We start from the raw sequence: 1,677 nt of genomic DNA, 5'->3' as shown, positions 1-1,677 counted from the left end.
GAGNNAGNTTGAACTGCTCCCCGTCAAGTAGACAGTGGAAATAATAAAAACAATCTAAGCGGCTTTAGCCCTGTATTCTAAAGGGCTAAGGCCGTTTAATCTTTTTTGGTAACGTTCATGATTATAAAAGTATATGTACTCATCAATCGCCGCAGATAGTTCTTCAAAGGTCTTATATTTCTCCAGGTAATACTTCTCGCTTTTCAGTGTTCCCCAAAAGGATTCCATTGGACCATTGTCAATACATCTTCCGACTCGGGACATACTTTGAGTCATCTGTGCTTGATCTATTCTTCGTTTAAATCCGAGATGGGTATACTGGAAACCCCTGTCGCTATGTATGAGTGGACGGTCTCCATTCAAAAGGGCTGTAGCTTGATCGAGAGTATCAAACACCAGTTTATTGTTGTTGGAATGCCCAAAAACGTAACTGACGATGGTTCCATCGTGTAAGTCTTTAATCGCACTCAAATAAGCCTTTTTTGCTTCTCCATACTTGAATTCAGTGACATCCGTAACCCATTTCTCATTTGGATTTTCAGCTTGGAACTTACGGTTTAACACATTTTCTGCGACGTGCTGAGGGGTTGATTTTTTATAGCGTTTCTTCTTTTTCCGAATAACGCTTTGAATGCCGACAATCTTCATCAGCCTATAGATTCGCTTATGATTGAAGCTCTTGCCCAGCTTTCGATTCAAAGTCATCGTAATCCTACGGTAGCCGTATATTCCTTTAACTTCCTCATGGAGAGCCTTCATTTCTTCTACAAGCTCTTCATTCTGGCGTTCACGCATGGAAGGGATGCGCTTCAGCCATTTATAATACGCAGACCTGGCTAACCGCGCAATTTCACAAAGCATGATAAGAGGGAACCCCTCTTCCTTGTGAAGTTCCTGGATCGCGATATATTTCTCCTCAAGGCGTATCTGGCTTATCTTCGCCTCCTTTCGATCTCCTCTAACTTTTTTAGGAATAAGTTCTCTGCGCGCAATCGCTCATTTTCGCTCGCAAGCCTCTTCATCTCCAATTTCATCTTCTGTTCTGGAGAGAGTTCAACTTCTTCCTTTTTCCTCCCTCGCTTATCCCGAAGGGCTTCTTCGCCGCCATCCTCATACTTTTTAACCCATTGATATACCTGTTGGTAAGAGACCTTAAAGGTCTCAGCTGCCTTCTGATAATCCTTGCCGTTCTCAAGGCAATATAGCACAATCTCTTTTCGTTCATTTATGGTAGTGTTTCTTCTAGTCATAGTGTTTGTCCTTCCTTTGGAAGTGTCCTTTAATTCTCTATGACTATTATACTTTTTAATCCACTTGAGAAGGAGAGAAGTACTTGAAATTTCATATTTCCTATTAACCTCTCGGATCGAGTAATCCCCGCTAAGATAGTCCTGAACTGCCGACAGCTTAAGTTCCTTCGAATATCTCTTCCAAGTAGAGGATTCGTCCAATCCTTCCACTCCGTATTTTTCAAACTTATAGATCCAATCATAAATTGCCATATTACTCACTTTATATATAGATTCCAGTTCCGAAATGGTATGGTTCCCGTTTTCCAATGCCTTTATAATCTTAATTTTATCTTGGAGTGGAAAGGCCCTTTTTGACATAATAAAAACTCCCCATTAAGTAAACAGATTTTATTTTTAATCTGTCTACCTAAAGGGGAGCATATCA

The 1,677-nt window shown here is 40.6% G+C and carries 1 protein-coding gene; it reads right to left on the bottom strand.

Annotated elements, in window-relative coordinates; translation table 11 throughout:
- Positions 1–54: 54 nt before the first annotated feature.
- Positions 55–1,610 (bottom strand): IS3 family transposase gene (locus tag ACNAZ4_RS23765; RefSeq protein ID WP_415818749.1). Its coding sequence is split into 2 segments (ribosomal slippage): positions 55–971 and positions 971–1,610, totalling 1,557 coding nucleotides; the frame shifts between segments, so codons are not numbered across the junction.
- Positions 1,611–1,677: the final 67 nt, after the last annotated feature.

The organism is Mesobacillus thioparans (genome assembly GCF_965138835.1).
GTDB lineage: Bacteria > Bacillota > Bacilli > Bacillales > Cytobacillaceae > Mesobacillus > Mesobacillus thioparans.
Note: the sequence above shows the minus strand (reverse complement) of the source record. Positions and strands in the feature narration are given on the sequence as shown.